Genomic DNA, 18,158 nt, shown 5'->3' with positions numbered 1-18,158 from the left:
CAGGAAGCCGTCCGGTTCGACAAGGTAGCCGCTGTGGCCCGGGGTGTGACCGGGGAGGTGGACGACGGTCACGGTGCGGCCGCCGAGGTCGAACACCGTTCCGTCGGTGAACCCCGCTGCGTCGGGTCGGTCCCGCACATGGAATCGGTCGCGCAGCGGGGCGAGGTCGGCGTCGTGGACGTGGACGGGCACGTCGTAGCCGCCGAGGCCCGCGACGTGGTCCTCGTGGGCGTGACTGATCAGGACCGCGTCCGCGGGCGGCGCCGCTCCGACGAGCGACAGCGACGGGTCTATGAGCAGTGTTTCGGAAGTTCCGTGTACGAGGACGGAGTTGGCGTACGGGTAGGCGCCCCCCTCGGCTCCGACGAGCACGGAGACCCCGTCGTACTTCTCTTCCGTGTATTCCGTGGCGGCCAAGACCGGAGCTCCTTCGGGTGCGTGCGGGAAGGGGGTGTCCCGCCGATCATGCCGGGCTCCTCCCTCCGCGTCTTCCGCACGGGGCCGGGCCCGGCCCCGTGCGCGCGGCCCCCACCCCTCCGCGCGCCCGGCGCCCCGGCGTCCGGGCCCCGTACCCGCTGTACGGGAGTTCGGTTAGGCTTGCCTTTGCCGGGCGAGCCCGGCTCGGCTCCAGGCCCGGGCCCCGGGTCACCATGGTGGAAGCGCAGCGGACGGAACGGGCATAGGCGGATCTCAGGTGAGAGACGGAGACCGGGCGTGTGCCCGTCGTGGGTCCGCCGGTGCGGCCCCCTCGAAGCGGACGGCGGAGAACGCCCGCCCGGCGCCCCGGGCGGGGCGCCGTGGATAAGGTCGCGCTCACGGCCGGCGCCCTGTACGTCATCGTCCTCCTGCGCGCCGGAGGAACGTTCGCCGTCGGATGGCTGGCCGGTGCCGGTGCCCGGCGCAGCAAGTTCTCCGGACGGATCTCCTCGGCCAAGTTCCTGCGCGCGGAACGGGCCATCCAGCGGTGGGGCGCCCCGGTGGTGGCCGTCTCCTTCCTGACCGTCGGCTTCCAGACCGCCGCCAACTTCCTCGCGGGCAGCATGCGCATGCCCCTGCCGCGCTACCTCCCCGCGCTGTTCGTGGGGGGAGCGGCCTGGGCGCTGATCTACGCGACCGCCGGGATCGGGGTCCTCGAAGTACTGGCGAGGCTGTTCGCCGAGCGGACGGCGTTCGGCGTCGCCGCGGTCGCCGCCCTCCTCCTCGCGGTCTGCGGCGCGGTGCTGTACCGCCGGCGCAGGACCGCCCGGTCCGCCCGGCCCGCTCCCGACGCCGTGGCCGAGGAGTCCTGAGCCCGGACCGGGCCGGGGCGGGACGGGACCTCGCCGGGGCCGGTGGTCCGGGAGGTTGCCGCGGGTCCCGGGCGCGGCATGGCCTCGGGGAATGGTGCGGAGCGGGGCCGACGACGTCGACGGCCACATGACCGGGGTCCCCGAGGAGCGCAGGGCCGCGCCGGCCGAGGGGCGGTGGCTCTGCCGCGAAGAGCTGACGGGCTTCGACGGGGTCGTGGCGTACGGGACGCCCGCGTACGAGCGGGACGGAGTCTGCGCGATCGCGTTCGCCTCCCAGGAGCAGTACATCTCCTCCCTCATGCGCGACGACGGCCGCACCGCCTTCGAGGAGCGGCCGGCCGGCCAGGACACGGGCGAGGGCTGCCTGCGGTTCCGCAGGCCGGAGAGCATCGACCACGCCCTGTTGCGGGACCTGCTCAAGGCCACCGCGGCCCGGCCCGGCAAGACCCGCTGACAGCGGTGCCGGCGGCCGCCACCCGGCCGCCCCCGCTTGATCGTCCCGGGGCGGGGTAGCGACAGTGCATGGCCACCGACAACGCATCCGCCCCCGAGAGCGGCTACGTACAGCCCGAGATCGACGTCCGGGCCCTCGCCGAGGTGCTCGACGGCGAGTACGCCGGGATCCGCGACCTCGTCCGGACCAACCTGGTGACCCACTCCTCCGTCCTGGACGAGGCCGACGAACTCGGCGTCGACGCGTTCCGCGAACGGGTGCGCGAGATCGTGGTCGCGATGGCCGCGACCGGGCAGACCGGCATGGGCTTCCCGGCCGGGTACGGCGGGGGCGGTGACGTCGGGGCCTCGATCGCCGCGTTCGAGACGCTGGCCTTCGGCGACCTGTCGGTCCTGGTGAAGACCGGCGTGCAGTTCGGCCTCTTCGGCGGCGCGATCCTGCACCTGGGCACCGAGCGCCACCACGACGCCCACCTGCCCGACCTGATCGCCGGGCGGCTGATGGGCTGCTTCGCGATGACCGAGACCGGCCACGGCTCCAACGTCCAGGCGCTCGGCACCGTCGCCCGGTACGACGCCGCGACCCGGGAGTTCGTCCTCACCACCCCCGACGACGCGGCCCGCAAGGACTACATCGGCAACGCGGCCCGCCACGCCGAACTGGCCGTCGTCTTCGCCCAGCTGGAGGTGGGCGGCACCTCCCGGGGCGTGCACGCCTTCGTCGTACCCGTCCGGGTCGGCGGCGAGACCGCGCCCGGCGTCCGGATCGAGGACGACGGGCGCAAGATGGGCCTCAACGGCGTCGACAACGGCCGCATCCGCTTCGACGGCGTGCGGGTGCCGCGCGAGGCGCTGCTCAACCGGTTCGCCGACGTCACCCCCGAAGGCGTCTACACCAGCCCGATCGACAACCCCGACCGGCGCTTCTTCACCATGCTCGGCACCCTGGTGCAGGGCCGGGTCAGCGTCGGCGGCGCCGGGGTCGGCGTCGCCAAGGTCGCCCTGGCGATCGCCGTGAAGTACGCCGTGCGGCGCAGGCAGTTCGCGGCGGCCCCGGGCACCGAGGAGCGGCTGCTCCTCGACTATGGGCTCCACCAGCGCCGGCTGCTGCCGCTCCTCGCCCGCACGTACGCGCTCCACTTCGCGCAGGACGTCGTCCGCGCACAGCTCCACGAGGTCTTCTCCGGCACCGAGGACGACCCGCGGGCACGCCGCCGCCTGGAGTCACGGGCCGCCGGGACCAAGGCGCTCGGCACCTGGCACGCCACCCGGGCCGTCCAGGAGTGCCGTGAGGCGTGCGGCGGCGCCGGCTACCTCGCCGTCAACCGGTTCGCCGCCCTCAAGGCCGACAGCGACGTCTTCACCACCTTCGAGGGCGACAACCACGTCCTGCTCCAGCTCGTGGCCAAGGGCCTGCTCACCGACCACGCGAGCGAGTTCGAGGACCTCGACCAGCTCGGCGTGGTCCGCTACGTCGCCGGCCTCGCCGTCGAGACCGTCATGGAGCGCACCTCGGCCCACAAGCTGCTCGAACGGGTCCGGGACCTGCTGCCCGGCGGCGACGAGTGGGACCGCGAGGCCGGGCTCCTCGACCCCGAGTACCAGCTGGCCATGCTCCGCTACCGCGAGGAGCACATGCTCGCGGGCGTGGCCCGCCGGCTCAAGCACGGCATCGACCGGAAGCAGGACCCCGGCGCCGTCTTCTCGCAGGTGCAGGACCACGTCATCGCGCTCGCCCACGCGCACGTCGAGCGCCTCGTCCTCGAAGCCTTCGTGGAGAAGGTGCGGGCGCTGCCCGAGGGCGGCAACAAGGACGCGCTCGGGCTGCTGTGCGACCTGTTCGCCCTCTCGACGATCGAGGCGGACCGGGCCTGGTTCATGGAGCACGGCCGGCTGACCGTCCAGCGCTCCAAGGCGATCACCCGCGAGGTGAACGACCTCTGCCGCAAGGTCCGTCCCCTCGCGGCCGACCTGGTCGACGCCTGGCGCGTCCCGCCCGAGATGCTGCGCGCGCCGGACCTGGTGGGCTGACCCGGCGCGTCCGGCCGCGCCAGGGCGCACGCACACGGAACCGTCCCGGCCGGTGGTCGTACTCCCCACTCGTGCGGGGGGCACGGCCGCCGGCCGGGACGGTTCCGTATGCGGAATCCTCAGGCCCTCGGACCTTCGGGTCACCGGGTCACGCGCTCACGACCACGGCACCGAGGATCATGCCCAGGACCAGGCCCGCGGCGCTGACCACGAGGGCGACGCCGGAGAGCCGCTCGTGCCGGACGAACTTGGCGATGACGGCGAGCACCAGGCCGATCACGCCGAACACGATCGGGAAGAAGACGATCGAGACCACGCCCAGCACGATCGCGATGATGCTCAGCACGTTGCCGGTCGACCCGGCGGTCCGCTGACCGGTGGTGCGGTTTTCATACTGCGTCGTCATGTTCCACTCCTTCGGGACGATCACCCTGAGAGCTGATCCGGAGGTGGACCGGCCCACCACCCGGCTACCCCGAAGTTCCTTGCCGACACGGTCACTTGGAAAAGCGAGAAGAAGTACGGGCCGACCGGGGCCCGTCAGCGGCCCGTCACCAGGACCACCTCCAGGGTCCGGGGCCCGTGGACGCCCTCGACGCGGTCGAGTTCGATGTCGCTCGTCGCGGACGGGCCCGAGATCCAGGTCAGCGGGCGCGCCGGGTCGAGCCGGGGGAGCGCCAGGGGAACCGAGGCGACGACCTGCTCCGGGGCCCGGACCACGCACAGGTGCAGGTCGGGGACGAGGGTGAGGGCGCGGCGGCCCTGCCCCGGACCGCCGTCGAGGACGAGCGTGCCGGTCTCGGCGACCGCCACCGCGCACCCCGTCACCACGGCGTCGACGCCGTCCAGCTCGTACGGGGTCAGCCTCGGTTCGTCGGTCCGCCGCACGGCCTCCGCGGCGGCGAGCCAGTCGGCGGGCAGGCCGGGCGGGACGACGACGGTGCGGGCGCCGCGCTCGGCCAGGAGCCGGGCGATCAGCCCCGCCAGGCCGTCCGGGGCGGTGCGGTGGACGTGGGCCCGGTAGTCGGCGAGGTTCTCGTGGAGCAGGTCGAGGAGGGCCGCCGGGTCCTCGGCGGTGTGGCTCGTCCGGTAGTCGCGGGCGGCGGCGGGCGGCTCGGGCGCGTCCGCGACGGCGGCGCGGATCCGGGCGAGGACGCGCGCGCGTGAGTCGGTCATGTGCGGTTCTTCCTCCACCAGTCGCGGAACGGTTCGGCGGGCATCTCCGGCAGGTCGCGGCTCTCGGTCCACCGGCGGATGCCCGGCCCGGGCGCCCGCCGGGGGTGCAGCGCGCGGGTGCGGGAGGCGAGGCGCTCCCCGGCGGCCAGCACGCCGGGGTGGTCCAGCACCCAGGCGGAGGCCTTGACCGCGGCCCTCTCCGGACGGTGGCCGCCCTGCCCGGCGACCTTCCCCCGCAGGTGGACCAGGACCTCGGGGATGTCGATGGCGACCGGGCACACCTCGTAGCAGGCCCCGCAGAGCGAGGAGGCGTACGGCAGGGAGGCGTCGACCCCGCTCGCCGTGCCCCGGAGCTGGGGGATGAGGATCGCGCCGATGGGCCCGGGGTAGACCGAGCCGTACGCGTGCCCGCCGGCCCGCTCGTACACCGGGCAGACGTTGAGGCAGGCCGAGCAGCGGATGCAGCGCAGGGCCTGGCGGCCGACCTCGTCGGCGAGGGCGGTGGTGCGCCCGTTGTCGAGGAGGACGAGATGGAAGGACCGGGGGCCGTCGTCGTCCGTGGTGCCGGTCCACATCGACGTGTACGGGTTCATGCGCTCGGCCGTCGAGGAGCGGGGGAGGGTCTGGAGGAAGACCTCCAGGTCCCGCCAGGTCGGCACCACCTTCTCGATGCCGACGACCGAGATCAGGGTCTCGGGCAGGGTCAGGCACATGCGGCCGTTGCCCTCGGACTCCACGACGACCAGGGTGCCGGTCTCGGCGACCATGAAGTTCGCCCCCGAGATCCCGACCTTGGCGCGCAGGAACTTCTCCCGCAGGTGCAGCCGGGCCGCCTCCGCCAGCTCGGCCGGGGAGTCGGCAAGGCCCTCCGGTGCCGGACGCCCCCAACTCCCCATCTCCTCACGGAAGATGTCGCGGATCTCGCCCCGGTTGCGGTGGATGGCCGGGACCAGGATGTGCGAGGGCCTGTCCCGGCCGAGCTGCACGATCAGCTCCGCCAGATCCGTCTCGTACGCGGCGATCCCCTCGGCCTCCAGGTGCTCGTTGAGCCCGATCTCCTGCGTGGCCATCGACTTGACCTTGACGACCTCGCTCTCGCCGGTCGCCTTCACCAACTCCGTGACGATCCGGTTCGCCTCTGCGGCGTCCGCCGCCCAGTGCACGGTCCCGCCCGCCGCCGTCACCGCCTCCTCCAACCGGAGCAGATACGTGTCCAGGTGTCGGAGGGTCTCGTCCTTGATCCGCTTCCCCGCCTCGCGCAGGGCGGCCCAGTCGTCCAGCTCGGCCACCGCCCGCGCCCGCTTGTCCCGGATCGTGTGCGTGGCGTGTCGGAGATTGGCCCGCAGGGTCGCGTCACCGACCGCCTTCCGCGCCGCCTCCGGGAAGGCCGGCATCCCGACGAAGGCCGGGCCGGGACCCGGCGGGGTCGTCCTCTCGTCGCCGCTCATCGCCAGGGCTCCTCCTCCGTGCTCGCCAGGATCTCCGCCAGGTGCAGCGCGCGCAGCGGCGCCCCCTGCCTGCTCAGCATGCCGCCCAGGTGCAGCAGGCACGAGTTGTCCGCGCCGCACAGCACCTCCGCGCCGGTGGCCAGGGCGTTCCCGATCTTGTCGGCGCCCATGGCCGCCGACACGTCGGGGTTCTTCACCGCGAAGGTGCCGCCGAAGCCGCAGCACTCCTCCGCACCCGGCAGCTCCACCAGTTCCAGGCCCTTCACCGACTCCAGGAGCCGCCGGGGCCGCTCCCCGAGCCCGAGCAGGCGCAGGCCGTGGCAGGAGGGGTGGTACGTCACCCGGTGCGGGAAGCACGCGCCCACGTCCGTCACGCCGAGCACGTCCACCAGGAACTCCGTCAACTCGTGCACGCGCGGCGCCAGGCCCGCCGCCCCCGGCACCTCCGCGCCGAACGAGCCGTAGTGGTGCCGGACCATGGCCGCGCACGAACCGGACGGGACGACGACGTGGTCGTACCCCTCGAAGGCCCGCACCGTGCGCCGCACGAGGGGAACGGCCTCCTCGCGGTAGCCGGTGTTGAACTGCGGCTGCCCGCAGCAGGTCTGCGCGGCCGGGAAGTCGACCTCCACGCCGAGCCGTTCGAGCAGCCGGACCGTGGCCACGCCCGTCGAGGGGAAGACGGCGTCGTTGACGCAGGTGACGAAGAGGGCGACACGCATGGCGGATTCCTCGGGGACGGCTCGGCGCGGGGTCGGACGCGGTCCGTAGTCTGGCATCCGCGGTCCGGCAGGGGACGCGGCCGGGCGCCCGGCCGGCACCGCGCGCGTCTACCGGCGCACCCCCAGCAGGTGCTCCAGGGCCAGCTGGTCCAGGCGCTCGAAGGCCATCGAGCGCGCCGCCGTCGCGTCCGCGTCGAACGTCTCGTACGCCGTGGGGTCCGCCAGCAGTCCGGCGAGGCCGTCGGCGGCCGTGGGGACGGCGAGCTCGGGCAGCCGGGAGGCGCCGAGCGCCGCCACGACCTCCGGGTCGGCGCGGAAGGCGGCCGAACGCTCCTTCAGGATCAGGTAGTTGCGCATGCAGTTCTTCGCCGACTCCCAGACCCCGTCGAAGCCGTCCGTGCGCACCGGCTTGAAGTCGAAGTGGCGCGGACCCTCGTACCCGGCCGTCTCCAACAGGTCCACCAGCCAGAACGCCTGGCGCAGGTCGCCCGCCCCGAACCGGAAGTCCTGGTCGTACTTGATGCCCGACTGGCCGTTGAGGTCGATGTGGAACAGCTTGCCCGCCCACAGCGCCTGCGCGATGCCGTGCGGGAAGTTGAGCCCCGCCATCTGCTCGTGCCCGGTCTCCGGGTTCACCCCTACCAGGTCCGGGCGCTCCAGGCGCTCGATGAAGGCGAGGGCGTGCCCGATCGTGGGCAGCAGGATGTCGCCGCGCGGCTCGTTCGGCTTGGGCTCGATCGCGAAGCGCAGGTCGTAGCCCTGTTCGGTGACGTACTGGCCGAGCAGGTCGAACGCCTCCTTCATGCGGTCGAGCGCGACCCGCACGTCCTTCGCCGCGCCGGACTCGGCGCCCTCCCGGCCGCCCCACGCCACGTAGACGCCGGCGCCGAGCTCGACGGCGAGGTCGATGTTGCGGAGGGTCTTGCGCAGGGCGAAGCGGCGCACGTCCCGGTCGTTGGCGGTGAACGCGCCGTCCTTGAAGACGGGGTGGGAGAAGAGGTTCGTGGTGGCCATCGGCACCGCGAGCCCCGTGCGGTCCAGGGCGGCCCGGAAGCGCTTCACGATCGCGTCGCGCTCGGCCTCCGGCGCGCCGAAGGGGACCAGGTCGTCGTCGTGGAAGGTGACGCCGTACGCACCGAGCCCGGCGAGCCGCTCGACGGCCTCCACGGGATCGAGGGCGGGCCGTGTGGCCTCGCCGAAGGGGTCGCGGCCCTGCCAGCCGACGGTCCAGAGACCGAAGGTGAAGCGGTCGGCGGGGGCGGGGGAGAAGCGCTCCGGCATGGGGACCCTCTTTCGTACGCCGGGGGACCGTCCGGCGGCCGGGTACTGGCCACCGGATTTGTTTTCTGAGATAACTAATACGGGACGGGACGCCACCGCGCCAGACCCGCCCCGGAACGAACAGGATCGGCAGAACCGGCAGAACCGGTAGAACCAGCAGAGCCGACAGGGTCGACCGGGTCGATAGAACCGATAGAACCGACAGGACTGTCAGGACCGAACCCGAGACGAGGTGAGGGCGTGCCCGCGAGCCGCTCCGTCGTGATCGGCGTGGACAGCTCCACGCAGTCCACCAAGGCCGCCGCCGTCGACGCCGACACCGGCGAACTCCTCGCCGTCGGCCGCGCCCCGCACACCGTCACCGGGACCGCCGGGGCGCGCGAGAGCGATCCGGAGGAGTGGTGGACCGCGCTCGTCGCCGCCGTCCGCTCGGCCGTACGGGACGCGGGCGTCCCCGCCGGGTCCGTCACCGGCATCGCGGTCGCGGGCCAGCAGCACGGCCTGGTCGCCCTCGGCCCCGGCGGGCGCCCGCTGCGGCCCGCGCTGCTCTGGAACGACACCCGCTCCGCGCCCCAGGCCGCCGCCCTCGCCGCCCGCCTCGGCGGCCCGGAGGCCTGGACGGACAGGACCGGCTCCGTCCCCGTGGCCTCCATGACCGCCGCCAAGTGGCAGTGGCTGCGCGAGCACGAGCCCGAGCGGGCCGCCGCCGCCACCGGTGTCCGCCTGCCGCACGACCACCTCACCGAACGCCTCTCGGGCACCGCCGTGACCGACCCCGGCGACGCCTCCGGAACCTGCTGGTACGGGACCGCCACCGGTGCCTACGACCGCGAGGTCCTCGACCTCGTCGGCCTCGACCCGGCCCTGCTGCCCGCCCTCGCCCCCACCGGCGCCACCCGCGTGGACACCCTCGCCCCGGCCGCCGCCGAGGCCCTCGGCCTGCCCCGCACGGTCGCCGTCGCCGCCGGGACCGGCGACAACATGGCCGCCGCCGTCGGGCTCGGTCTCGGCGGCGCGGGACTGCTCGACCACCCGGTCGTCAGCCTCGGCACCTCCGGCACGGTCTTCGCCGCGACCCGCGCCCGTCCGGCCGCCCCCGGGCTCGCGGGCTTCGCCGCCACCGACGGCGGCGGCACGTACCTCCCGCTCGGCTGCACGCTCAACTGCACCCTCGCCGTCGACCGGTTCGCCTCGCTCCTCGGCCTGGACCGAGAGGACGCCGCACCCGGCGGCGGGGGCGGGGTCGTCGTACTGCCGTACCTCGACGGCGAGCGCACCCCCGACCTCCCGCACGCCGCCGGACTCGTCACCGGCCTCCGGCACGGCACGGACCCCCGGGAGGTCCTCGGCGCCGCCTACGAGGGCGCCGTCTTCACCGTCCTCCGCGCTCTGGACGAACTCCTCGCCGCCTGCGGCCTCGACCCGGCCGCACCGGACGTACGGGACCGGCCGCTGCGTCTGATCGGAGGCGGTGCGCGCGGCCGGTTCTGGACCGACACCGTCCGCAGGCTCTCCGGCCGCCCCCTGGTCGTCCCCGCCGCGGGCGAACTCGTCGCCCTCGGCGCGGCCGCCCTCGCCGCGGGCGCCGTCACCGGCTCCGACCCCGTCGCCCTGGCCGCCGCGTGGGGCGCCGGCGCCGGGGAGTGCCTGCCCCCGCTGCCCCGCGACGAGGAGACCTGGAACCGGATCGCCGGGGTCCTGTCGGCCACGGCGCCGACCCTGCTGAGCTGACGGGGCGGGAGCGGATGCGGGTACGGAAGCGGAAGTGGATACGGGGACGGGGACGGGGACGGGGACGGGTACGGAAGCGGATACGGGGACGGGTGGGGGCGCGGGTGAGGAAGCGGAACGGGCATGATCCACTTCATCGCCGCACCCTGGCCGGGCCGTGATCTCCGGGTTACCCTGCGGGTGACCAGGGGGAGGAACACATGACCGCTCTGCTCATCCTGTTCGGAGTCATCGTCGGCCTCGGGGTGCTGGCGTTCGTCGTCGTGCACCGCCGAAATGCGGGCAGGACGGAGACGATCGAGGGACTGCTCCAGGAGCAGGAGGCCCTGCGCCAGGCCCGGACCGACCGGGTCTCCTTCAACTCCCTGTCCGTCCACAACTCCCCGCCGACCGGCAGCGACGCCCACCACCGCCGGGGCGGAAACCGCTACTGAAGCCTGTCCCGAAAATGCGGCGATCTGTGATCATGGCGCGATGGATCATGTTCGGCAGACAGTCGGTTCTGGTTCGCCGCTCGAACCTCGCATCGGTTTCTCCCGGGCGGTCCGCAAAGGGGCACACGTCGCAGTCGCCGGGACTGCTCCCATCGGGGACGACGGAGCGACCGTGGGCCGAGGCGACGTCCATGCCCAGACTGTCAGGTGTCTGGACATCGCAGACGCCGCGTTGAAGGAAACGGGCGCGTCCCTGGGGGACGTCGTGCGGACCCGCATCATGCTTACCGACGTGACGCGTTGGGAAGAAGCCGCGCGAGCGCACGGAGAGCGCTTCGCGTCTGTCCGCCCGGTCTGCACCTTCCTCGAGGTCTCACGCTTCATCGATCCCGAATGGCTCGTTGAAGTGGAGCTTGACGCCATCCTCGGCTGACCCCCGGGAGCAGTGGTGGCAACAGCCGCTCGTGGATGGCGGCGACCGGCACGGTCGCTTCACGGCGGACGGCGAGTTCCTCGTATCTCGTGGCGACCGCGGGGAGTCGCCCCGCTGTTGGAACCGCGGGGAGTCGCCCCGCTGTCCGCCCGTGCTCACGAGTGCTCGTGGAGCCGACGGAGACGTCCCGGGTGATCGGGCCCCTCGCATCGGCCCTGGCCCGGAGCTGCGCGGGGTCCGGTGCCACGTGCCGTCACGGCGCCTCACGCGTCCGGGCCGCCGGCCCAGTACGCGGCCCGCACCTCGCCCTCCGCGAAGTCCTGGCGCGGCAGGCGCAGGCCGAGGGAGTCCTCCAGGGCGTGGAAGTACAGCTCGAAGGTGTTGGTCAGCTCGGGATGGTCCAGTTCGGCGCGGCGTACGGCCCGGTTGAGGAAGTCCAGCTCGCCGCCCCGCAGATAGGGGGCGTGACCGCGCTCGTACCAGATCAGCTCCAGGACGCCCCAGTCGTCGTCGACACGGTGGTCGCCCCTCGTGTAGTCGAAGGTGTAGATCGCCTTCGCCGAGGTGGCGGTCAGCCGCACGCTCTCCTCGATCCCGAGCGCCGCGTACGCCTCCCGGTCGAAGGGCCTGTGGGGCGTCTCGTGGTACAGCAGGTACGTCCATTCTCCCGCCTGCCCGAAGCAGCAGCTCTCCCACTCGCGGTCCCAGTGGGTCCGGCCGCCGTCCACGGCCTGGAGGTCCTTCAGGCGCGTGCCGGCCGAGACCTGGGCGGGATCGGCCCCGCGCAGCAGGGCCAGCCGCTCGGCGTCGACGGTCCGCCCGGGCGCCGCCCGGACGAAGGAGAGCGTCGTGTACGGGGTCTGGCCGCGCCAGGACCCGGCGATCCAGGCGAGGCCCTCCAACGGGTCGCGCCCGCACGCCTCGATCGTCCCGGTGTCGTCCAGGCCGCCGCTGCGGAACCGCCGGCCCCACGCCGGATCCATCCGCTCCAGCGCGTCGGCCGACCGCTCGGGGCCGTCGCCGCGCCGGCACACGGCGTCCTCGGCGATCAGGTAGAGGACCTGTTCGAGGTCGCGGGTGACGAAGACCTCCCGGTAGGGTCCGTGACGGCCGCGTACCGTGCCGTCCTCGTCCAGCAGCAGGCGCAGGCGGTCGCTCTCCTCGGCCCGCTCCAGCTCCTCCTCCGAGTGCGCCACCGGTGGCAGCCCCACCCCGTCGAGTGCGGCGTGCCGCGCGGCCGTCCGCTGCCAGGCCTCCGCCAGTACCTGCTCGGTGATCTCCATGGCGCCAATGTAGAAGAGGGCACTGACAGCGTCCGCCACCAGCGTCCGTGCACGGACAGGGGGCCCCTCTTCTCGTCCTCGCGGACCACGACCACCAGGTCCCCGACGTCCTTCCGCCACAGCTCGCCGCCGCCCGCCGGGGCGACGCGCCATGCCCCGGACGGCAGGACGAGCAATGGCGCGGCGCGGGCGGCCACGGCGGCCCAATGGGGGACGTGGGGAAGGGCCTTGGGTTTCTTCACGGGGCCGGGCTGCCGGCGCCCCGCCCTCCGGGCGTCGGCCCGGAGGGCGCTCCGTCTCCGCCGGGCGGCGGAGGGGGGGAGTCCTCCTGGGGATGCCCCGGGCCCCGGACCCCGCCCCGACCCGGGCCGGCTCCGGACCTCCGCCCCGTTCCGGGCCTCCGCCCCGTCTTCGTCCCGTTCCGGGCCTTCACCCCGCGGGGGCCGCCTCAGACCCCTGCCGCCGCCCGAGCCGTGACCCGGCGCTGGTGCACGCGCAGGGTCGCCAGGTCGAGCAGGGGCGTCGCCACGCCGAGTGCCCGGGCCCGGGCGGTCAGGTCGCCAAAGAGGTGTTCGACCTCCGTGGGATGACCCGCCGTCAGGTCGCGGTAGAGGGACGGCACCATCGGCGACCCGGACGCGGACACCACGGCCAGCGTCGCCGCCCGTTCCTCCTCCGGTACGGGGTGCCCGGCCGCCGCGGCGACCGCCGCCGCCTCGTCGAGCACCGCCGGGCCCAGGGCGGGGCCGCCCGGCGCGTCGTACACCTCACCGACCGTGCCGCGCATCAGGCTCGTCACGGCGCCGAAGGTGGTGATGAACACCCACTTGTGCCACATCGCCGTCAGGACGTCCTCCGGCACCGGCGCGTCGATCCCCGCCCCTTCGAGGACCGACCGGATCCTCTCCACGCGCGCGGAGACCGTGCCGTTTTGCTCGCCGAGGGCCAGGTGGGCCAGGGGGGCGAGCCTGCGGATGTCCCCCGTGGCGTCGAGGGTGGTGACCACCTTCGCCACGCCGCCGAGGACGGCCGACGGGCCGAAGAGGGCGTTGAGCGCGTCCAGGTGGGCGAGGCCGTTGAGGAGCGGGACGATCGCGGTGTCCGGTCCGACGGCCGGCGCCATGTCCGCCGCCGCCCGGTCGAGCCCGGTGGACTTCACCGAGAGGAGGACGAGGTCGTACGGCCCGCCCGGCGCGTCGGCCGTGACGAGACGGGGCTCCAGGGCCCACTCCCCGTCCCGCCCGACGACCCGCAGCCCGCGCTCGCGCAGCGCGGCGGCCCGGGCGGGACGGACCAGGAAGGTGACGTCCTCGCCGGCACGGGCCAGCAGGGCACCGAAATAGCCACCGGTGGCGCCGGCTCCGACGACCAGGATCTTCATTCTCGTGGACCTCTCGTGGGACGCCCCGCGGGCGCGTGGGCGATCAAGGGGGTGAGCAGCCGGTGGGGCCGGGCGAGCGCCGCCGTCACCGGATCGGCGTCGGGGCCCGGGGGAGCGAGTCCCGGGCCGGGCGCGACCAGGGCGTCCGCGGCCGGCACGGACGTACCGCACTCCGTACAGCGCCCGTCCGGATCGAGCGGGGCCTCGTCCTCGGAGTGCCGGAGGACGCGGCGCGGTCCGCCCGCCGCCGGGTGGAACTCCTCGCCCCAGGCGGTGAGCGCGCGGACGACCGGCCACAGGGCGACGCCCTTGGGCGTCAGTCCGTAGGCCTCCCGGCGGCCCGTCCCCGGCTCGGGACGGCGCTCCAGGACCCCCGCCCCGACGAGGGTGGCGAGCCGGTCGGTGAGGACGGACCTGGGCACCCCCAGATGCGCGGCGAACTCGCCGAACCTGCGGACCCCGAAGAAGGCGTCGCGCGGGATCAGCCGCGTCCAGCGCTCGCCGACGGTCTCCGACGAGCGGGCGAGGGCGCAGGTCCGGCCCCGGTAGTCGCGGGGAAGCGTCACGGCCGGAGCCTAGTGGAGGAGAGTTCGGTGAGCGAACTGTTTGGTGAGGGGCGCCGGTACGGGGTGGGAGGGGGGTGGGCACGACGCCGGACGCGGGGGGCGGCTCCGCGCCGGACGCCGTTGCCGTGCGGGCGAAAGGGGCGACTAGGCTCTCGCTCACCATGAACCAGCCCACGGAACCCAAGGCCGACAAGTCGGGAGTGCGCCGGCACAACCTGAGCCTCGTCCTGCGGACCGTCCACGAGGCCGGCGAGACCACCCGGGCCGCCGTCGCGGCCCGCGTCGGACTCACCCGGCCCGCCGTCTCCTCCCTCGTCGAGCAGCTCCTCGACCTCGGGCTCCTCATGGAGTCGGGCAAGACCTTCAGCGGGCAGGCGGGACGGCCGGGCACCGTTCTGAAACCGGCCGACACCGGGCCCGCCGGTCTCGGCGTCGAGATCAACGTCGACTACGTCACCGCCTGCGTCGCCGACCTGACCGGCACCGACCGCGTCCGGCACACCGAGCGCCTGGACAACCGCGCGTCCGGCGCCGGCGAGGTCCTGGCCCGGGCCGCGCGCATCGCCGCCGGGGCCCTGGACGAGGCGGCGGGCCTCGGCCTCGTGCCGGCGGGGGCCGGGCTCGCCCTGCCCGGACTCGTCTCCGGCGGGACCGTCCGGCAGGCCCCCAACCTCGGCTGGAACGAGGTCCCCGCCGAACGCCTCTTCGCCGAGGCCCTCACCGCCCTGCGGCCCGCCACCGCCGGCCTGCCCGTCGCCTCCGACAACGAGGCCAACTCGGCGGCCCTCGCCGAGCTGTGGTTCGGCTCCCTCGGCGAGGTGCGCACCTTCCTGCACCTGACGGGGGAGATCGGCGTCGGCGGCGCGATCGTCGTCCACGGCGAACTGCTGCGCGGCGCGCACGGGTTCTCGGGCGAGATCGGGCACATGGTCGTCGACGCCGCGGGACCCCGCTGCCGCTGCGGCTCGCGCGGCTGCCTGGAGCAGTACGCGGGGCAGGCGGCCCTCCTCGTCTCGGCCGGAGCGACCGGCGTCCCCGACCTGGCGGGCCGCGCCGGGGCGGGGGAACCGCGCGCCCTCGCCGCCCTCGCGGAGGCGGGCCGCATGCTCGGACGCGCCCTGTCGGGGGCCGTGAACCTCCTCGACCCCGAGGCCGTCGTCCTGGGCGGCATCTACCCGCGCCTGATGCCCTGGCTGACGCCCGCCCTGACGAAGGAGCTCGCCGACCGGGTCGTCTCCGGCCTCTGGACCCCGGACGCGGGCCGGCTGCGCCCGGCGTCCGCCGCCACCGACGCGGCCCGGGGCGCGGCGGCCCTCGTCCTCCGCGACGTCCTGGCCGACCCGCTGGCCCACGCCGCGGTGGCGGCGGGCGGCCGGGGGGACTGACGGCGCCTCCTCGCCGGGAAACCGGAACCGCTGCCTCCCCCTCCCGGGAACCGGTGGTGACCTGCCCGGAAGGACCGGTGGCGACCCGCCCGGAAGGACGGGTGGCGCCGCCCCTCGCCCGGGGCGTTGTCAGTGGTCACCCCTAACGTTCTTCCCATGACGACGACTTACCTGGAGCTGTCGCAGGACGGCGGCGGTGCCCACAAGTTCTACGAAGTGACCGTCGCGGACCTCGCGGTGTCGGTCCGCTACGGCCGGATCGGCACCGAGGGGCAGACGCAGCGCTCGACGTTCCCGACCGCGCAGAAGGCCCAGGCCGCCGCCGCGAAGAAGATCGGGGAGAAGGTCCGCAAGGGGTACGCGCCCGCGGTGCGCGGAGCACGCGCCGCCCGCCCGGTGACGCGCCGCGCCGTCACCTCGGCGCCCTCCACCGCGCGGGCCGTCGCCCCGGTGCTCTGGCGCTTCCGGACGGGCTCGGCCGCCTTCGGCATCCACGTCGAGGAGGAGCGCTGCTGGGTCGGCAACCAGGCGGGGGACGTCTTCACGCTCGACCGCACCGGCGAGGTGCAGGCCCGCTTCAGCCTGCCGGACGGCGTCAAGTGCCTGGTCGCCGACGACTTCTGGATCTACGCGGGCTGCGACGACGGCAAGGTGTACGACCTGTCGTCCAAGCTCCCCTTCGCCGCGTACGACATCGCCACCGACGTCGACATCTTCTGGCTCGACATCCACGAGGGCGTCCTGCACGTCGCCGACCGCTCGGGCCGGCTCACCGTCATCGACCACGAGGACGAGCACCAGTGGGCGCGCGGCGGCCAGGGCGAGCACGCCTGGATGGTCCGGGCCGACGGCGACGCCGTCTACTACGGGGACACGCGCGGCGTCGCGGCCCACGCACCGGACGGCGGCGGCGAGCTGTGGCACACGGCCACCGACGGCGCGGTCCTCTTCGGCTGGCAGGAGGACACCGCGGTCTACGCGGGCACCGGCCGCAGGAAGGTGCAGCGGCTCGCGAAGAAGGACGGGCGCGTGGAGGCGGTGTACTCCTGCGACAGCGCGGTGTACTCCTGCGCGACCTCGCCCGGCGGCCGGTTCGTCTTCGCGGGCGACTCGTCCTCCTCCGTCTACTGCTTCGCGGAGGACGGCACCCGCCTGTGGAAGCTCGGCACGGGAGGCGGCTCGGCGCTCTCCATGCAGTACCGGGACGAGCGGCTCTACCTGGTGACCACGGACGGCTCGCTGGTCTGCGTGGACGCGAGCGAGGCGGCGATCACGGCCGCCCAGCAGGGCACGGTCCCGGTCGCCCGGGACGTCAAGCTCGCCGCCGCGCTGCCGGTGTACGAGCCGGCCACGACCGCCGCCGCCGTGACCGTCGTCAGCGACGCCCCGGCCGGCGCGGTGGTCGTGGAGTGCGTGAACGAGTCGGGCCGCACCCGGGTCCGGGTCGTCTCCGGAGGCTACGACTCCTCGTGGAACGTGCAGTTCCCGCGGGCGATCCGCGAGCCCGGCGCGCGGTACGTGGTCGACGCCCTGCACCCGGCGGCGGGCGGGTTCTACCGGGTCCGCGGCGACATCCGGCGCCTGCTGTGACGGTACGGGGAGCCGGCGGCGGTGGCGGCGGTGGCGTCTTCGAGGCGGCCACGGGCGACGGACCGCCCCCGCCCGACGCCGAGCAGCGCTCCCGGGAGGTCAGGACGGCCCTCGACGGGCTGCTCCAGATCCGGCGGCTGACCGGGGGCCGGGGCGCGGGCCCGGAAGGCGCGCCGGCCGACTGGGAGCTGCGGCAGCCGGTCCGGGCGGTGGCCCTGGTCCTGGAGGCCGGCGGGATCGCGCCCTCGTCCGTGGACGAGGGCGGGGCGCGGAGCTCCACCGGCTACCGGGTGCGGGCGGGGGAGCGGCCCGGCACGGCCGTGGTGGAGTGGCTGGGGCCGCCGGGCTCGGGCGCCGCGCGGGAGGAGGCGGAGGCGCTCGGCGCGTGCGTCCCCGTCCTGGCCCGGTTCGGCTGGGACGCCCTGCTCTACAGGGGTCCGCGCGGGCGCCGCTTCCTGGAGGTGGAGCCGACGGGGGCCTGAGGCCCCGGAGATCAGGCGATCGAGGCGGAGACGATCGCCGCGACCGCGAGGTTGCAGGAGGCGGTGACCCAGACCGCCGGGTGCGGCTCGGGGTCCACGAGGGTGGCGCCCAGCTTCCCCGGCGTGACCAGGTCGACGACGAGGAACGCCACCGCCATCAGGACCAGGCCCAGGAGGCCGAACGCGGCGGTCGAGACGAGGCCCTTGCCGAAGTCGTCGTACGTCGTCCAGATCGAGGTGAAGACGATGCCGCCGATGCCGAGGAGCGCCGAGCTGAGCAGGATCGAGGCGTTGCGGTTGCGGTCCTCCCAGATCTGTCGTCCGAGCTTGCCGGGGGTCAGCACGTCCACGAGCACGATGCCGAGGATCAGCAGGACCACGCCGAGGGCGCCGTAGGCACTGGTCCGGCCGAGGCCGTTGACGATGTCGCTCATGGGATGCCGGCTCCGAAGGGTTCGCGATCGCGGAGGATC

General features: G+C 74.4%; 19 protein-coding genes. 9 read left to right on the top strand and 10 right to left on the bottom strand.

Annotated features, from left to right (window positions below):
* The coding region (locus OO47_RS27650) for an MBL fold metallo-hydrolase (protein ID WP_033210511.1) at window positions 1-417 on the bottom strand (417 nt) is incomplete at its 3' end.
* A 380-nt stretch (window positions 418-797) separates the two neighbouring features.
* On the opposite strand from OO47_RS27650, the gene OO47_RS27645 reads away from it, so the two are divergent.
* The 3 genes from OO47_RS27645 to OO47_RS27635 all read left to right on the top strand — a co-directional run bounded on the left by OO47_RS27645 (window position 798) and on the right by OO47_RS27635 (window position 3,773).
* Complete coding sequence (locus OO47_RS27645; RefSeq protein WP_030220325.1) at window positions 798-1,289, top strand: DedA family protein; 492 nt, start codon at window positions 798-800, stop codon at window positions 1,287-1,289.
* 91 nt (window positions 1,290-1,380) lie between these two features.
* Entirely contained in the window at window positions 1,381-1,743 is a 363-nt protein-coding gene (locus OO47_RS27640; protein ID WP_030220324.1) for a DUF1801 domain-containing protein, read from the top strand.
* Between the two features lie 68 nt (window positions 1,744-1,811).
* Window positions 1,812-3,773, top strand: a complete 1,962-nt coding sequence (locus OO47_RS27635; RefSeq protein ID WP_030220322.1) for an acyl-CoA dehydrogenase family protein — start codon at window positions 1,812-1,814, stop codon at window positions 3,771-3,773.
* Window positions 3,774-3,921: 148 nt separating this feature from the next.
* Here OO47_RS27635 and OO47_RS27630 read toward each other — a convergent pair whose 3' ends face one another.
* The 5 genes from OO47_RS27630 to xylA all read right to left on the bottom strand — a co-directional run bounded on the left by OO47_RS27630 (window position 3,922) and on the right by xylA (window position 8,400).
* On the bottom strand, window positions 3,922-4,179 hold the full coding sequence (locus OO47_RS27630; RefSeq protein ID WP_030220319.1) for a hypothetical protein: 258 nt from the start codon (window positions 4,177-4,179) through the stop codon (window positions 3,922-3,924).
* Between the two features lie 134 nt (window positions 4,180-4,313).
* Window positions 4,314-4,949: a LutC/YkgG family protein gene (locus OO47_RS27625; RefSeq protein ID WP_030220316.1), complete on the bottom strand. Its 636-nt coding sequence runs from the start codon at window positions 4,947-4,949 to the stop codon at window positions 4,314-4,316.
* Window positions 4,946-6,397 carry a LutB/LldF family L-lactate oxidation iron-sulfur protein gene (locus OO47_RS27620; protein WP_051716283.1) on the bottom strand — a complete coding sequence of 484 codons (1,452 nt, stop codon included), beginning with the start codon at window positions 6,395-6,397 and terminating at the stop codon, window positions 4,946-4,948. The genes OO47_RS27625 and OO47_RS27620 overlap by 4 nt, the downstream gene beginning before the upstream one ends.
* A complete protein-coding gene (locus tag OO47_RS27615; protein ID WP_030220311.1) occupies window positions 6,394-7,119 on the bottom strand; it encodes a (Fe-S)-binding protein in 726 nt (241 codons plus the stop codon). The genes OO47_RS27620 and OO47_RS27615 overlap by 4 nt, the downstream gene beginning before the upstream one ends.
* 108 nt (window positions 7,120-7,227) lie before the next feature.
* Window positions 7,228-8,400, bottom strand: coding sequence for a xylose isomerase (gene xylA / locus OO47_RS27610; RefSeq protein ID WP_030220307.1), 1,173 nt, complete (start codon window positions 8,398-8,400; stop codon window positions 7,228-7,230).
* Window positions 8,401-8,640: 240 nt separating this feature from the next.
* Between xylA and xylB the strand changes: the two genes are divergently transcribed.
* The 3 genes from xylB (at window position 8,641) to OO47_RS27595 (ending at window position 10,998) form a co-directional block, all read left to right on the top strand.
* Entirely contained in the window at window positions 8,641-10,131 is a 1,491-nt protein-coding gene (gene xylB, locus OO47_RS27605; protein WP_030220305.1) for a xylulokinase, read from the top strand.
* 200 nt (window positions 10,132-10,331) lie between these two features.
* Window positions 10,332-10,565, top strand: coding sequence for a hypothetical protein (locus tag OO47_RS27600; protein WP_030220302.1), 234 nt, complete (start codon window positions 10,332-10,334; stop codon window positions 10,563-10,565).
* 40 nt (window positions 10,566-10,605) lie between these two features.
* Window positions 10,606-10,998 (top strand): RidA family protein, encoded by a 393-nt coding sequence (locus OO47_RS27595; RefSeq protein WP_030220300.1) that lies wholly within the window; start codon window positions 10,606-10,608, stop codon window positions 10,996-10,998.
* 263 nt (window positions 10,999-11,261) lie between these two features.
* On the opposite strand, the gene OO47_RS27590 is transcribed toward OO47_RS27595, so the two are convergent.
* The 3 genes from OO47_RS27590 to OO47_RS27580 all read right to left on the bottom strand — a co-directional run bounded on the left by OO47_RS27590 (window position 11,262) and on the right by OO47_RS27580 (window position 14,228).
* Window positions 11,262-12,281 (bottom strand): hypothetical protein, encoded by a 1,020-nt coding sequence (locus OO47_RS27590; protein ID WP_030220297.1) that lies wholly within the window; start codon window positions 12,279-12,281, stop codon window positions 11,262-11,264.
* A 448-nt stretch (window positions 12,282-12,729) separates the two neighbouring features.
* Entirely contained in the window at window positions 12,730-13,662 is a 933-nt protein-coding gene (locus OO47_RS27585) for a ketopantoate reductase family protein (protein ID WP_030220294.1), read from the bottom strand.
* Window positions 13,659-14,228, bottom strand: coding sequence for a winged helix-turn-helix transcriptional regulator (locus OO47_RS27580; protein WP_030220291.1), 570 nt, complete (start codon window positions 14,226-14,228; stop codon window positions 13,659-13,661). Before OO47_RS27580 ends, OO47_RS27585 begins: the two co-directional genes overlap by 4 nt.
* A 161-nt stretch (window positions 14,229-14,389) precedes the next feature.
* Here OO47_RS27580 and OO47_RS27575 point away from each other — a divergent pair, with 161 nt between their 5' ends.
* From OO47_RS27575 to OO47_RS27565, 3 genes are all read left to right on the top strand, one after another.
* The gene (locus OO47_RS27575; protein WP_030220288.1) at window positions 14,390-15,613 is read left to right on the top strand and encodes an ROK family transcriptional regulator; all 1,224 of its coding nucleotides are present in this window, start codon (window positions 14,390-14,392) and stop codon (window positions 15,611-15,613) included.
* 156 nt (window positions 15,614-15,769) lie between these two features.
* On the top strand, window positions 15,770-17,203 hold the full coding sequence (locus tag OO47_RS27570) for a WGR domain-containing protein (protein ID WP_030220284.1): 1,434 nt from the start codon (window positions 15,770-15,772) through the stop codon (window positions 17,201-17,203).
* Window positions 17,200-17,685, top strand: coding sequence for a hypothetical protein (locus OO47_RS27565; RefSeq protein WP_033210509.1), 486 nt, complete (start codon window positions 17,200-17,202; stop codon window positions 17,683-17,685). The genes OO47_RS27570 and OO47_RS27565 overlap by 4 nt, the downstream gene beginning before the upstream one ends.
* Window positions 17,686-17,696: 11 nt before the next feature.
* On the opposite strand, the gene OO47_RS27560 is transcribed toward OO47_RS27565, so the two are convergent.
* Window positions 17,697-18,119, bottom strand: a complete 423-nt coding sequence (locus tag OO47_RS27560; protein ID WP_030220280.1) for a DUF350 domain-containing protein — start codon at window positions 18,117-18,119, stop codon at window positions 17,697-17,699.
* Between the last annotated feature and the right edge of the window lie 39 nt (window positions 18,120-18,158).

This window comes from Streptomyces bikiniensis (assembly GCF_000716625.1).
In the GTDB taxonomy this organism is placed as follows: Bacteria; Actinomycetota; Actinomycetes; order Streptomycetales; family Streptomycetaceae; genus Streptomyces; species Streptomyces bikiniensis.
Note: the sequence above shows the minus strand (reverse complement) of the source record. Positions and strands in the feature narration are given on the sequence as shown.

Bases quoted from the DNA above. Each gene is read 5' to 3' on its own strand.
- OO47_RS27615 (WP_030220311.1), bottom strand. From the start codon at position 7,119: ATGCGTGTCGCCCTCTTCGTCACCTGCGTCAACGACGCCGTCTTCCCC.
- OO47_RS27575 (WP_030220288.1), top strand. From the start codon at position 14,390: ATGAACCAGCCCACGGAACCCAAGGCCGACAAGTCGGGAGTGCGCCGG.
- OO47_RS27620 (WP_051716283.1), bottom strand. From the start codon at position 6,397: ATGAGCGGCGACGAGAGGACGACCCCGCCGGGTCCCGGCCCGGCCTTC.
- OO47_RS27625 (WP_030220316.1), bottom strand. From the start codon at position 4,949: ATGACCGACTCACGCGCGCGCGTCCTCGCCCGGATCCGCGCCGCCGTC.
- OO47_RS27640 (WP_030220324.1), top strand. From the start codon at position 1,381: ATGGTGCGGAGCGGGGCCGACGACGTCGACGGCCACATGACCGGGGTC.
- OO47_RS27635 (WP_030220322.1), top strand. From the start codon at position 1,812: ATGGCCACCGACAACGCATCCGCCCCCGAGAGCGGCTACGTACAGCCC.
- OO47_RS27595 (WP_030220300.1), top strand. From the start codon at position 10,606: ATGGATCATGTTCGGCAGACAGTCGGTTCTGGTTCGCCGCTCGAACCT.
- OO47_RS27630 (WP_030220319.1), bottom strand. From the start codon at position 4,179: ATGACGACGCAGTATGAAAACCGCACCACCGGTCAGCGGACCGCCGGG.
- OO47_RS27590 (WP_030220297.1), bottom strand. From the start codon at position 12,281: ATGGAGATCACCGAGCAGGTACTGGCGGAGGCCTGGCAGCGGACGGCC.
- OO47_RS27585 (WP_030220294.1), bottom strand. From the start codon at position 13,662: ATGAAGATCCTGGTCGTCGGAGCCGGCGCCACCGGTGGCTATTTCGGT.
- xylA (WP_030220307.1), bottom strand. From the start codon at position 8,400: ATGCCGGAGCGCTTCTCCCCCGCCCCCGCCGACCGCTTCACCTTCGGT.
- OO47_RS27600 (WP_030220302.1), top strand. From the start codon at position 10,332: ATGACCGCTCTGCTCATCCTGTTCGGAGTCATCGTCGGCCTCGGGGTG.
- OO47_RS27570 (WP_030220284.1), top strand. From the start codon at position 15,770: ATGACGACGACTTACCTGGAGCTGTCGCAGGACGGCGGCGGTGCCCAC.
- OO47_RS27560 (WP_030220280.1), bottom strand. From the start codon at position 18,119: ATGAGCGACATCGTCAACGGCCTCGGCCGGACCAGTGCCTACGGCGCC.